General features: G+C 43.4%; 1 protein-coding gene. It reads right to left on the bottom strand.

The features are described 5' to 3' along the window. On the bottom strand, positions 1–452 hold a 452-nt coding region (locus tag FD47_RS15275), incomplete at both ends, for a helix-turn-helix domain-containing protein (protein ID WP_156404176.1).

The raw sequence follows: 452 nt of genomic DNA, 5'->3' as shown, positions 1-452 counted from the left end.
TCTTGATAAGCTTTATTGTGGCGAGACTTGCCGTGATGCCTTAGATGGCGCACGGCACTAGAGCTGCCAGATTTAAACAAATTATCAAATAAGCCATTGAAAATCCCACGGTAAATAGTCGTGGTACTGATCTGCACCGGATACTTTTCGACTGCCAAGCGATTCGATATTTCCTCCGGAGACCAAAGGTCTTCGCAGAAGTGTTCTCTCACCACTTCAAACACCTGAGGATTACTCAAAAGAGAGACTCTGCCACAGTTGCCTTTGCGCTGTTTGTACTTCTCCTGAGCCTTCGAAGGTGAAGAGGATTTACCAGTAGAATTACGGCTTAATTCTCGAGAAATGGTTGAGTAACTTTTCTTGATATGGCTGGCAATCTCACGAAGTGAGTTTCCATGATTCCTCATTAAAAAGATAGTTTCCCGTTCATCTATGGTAATATGCTTGTAGTG

The sequence above is a fragment of the Lentilactobacillus parafarraginis DSM 18390 = JCM 14109 genome, from assembly GCF_001435895.1.
Classification (GTDB): Bacteria; Bacillota; Bacilli; order Lactobacillales; family Lactobacillaceae; genus Lentilactobacillus; species Lentilactobacillus parafarraginis.
Note: the sequence above shows the minus strand (reverse complement) of the source record. Positions and strands in the feature narration are given on the sequence as shown.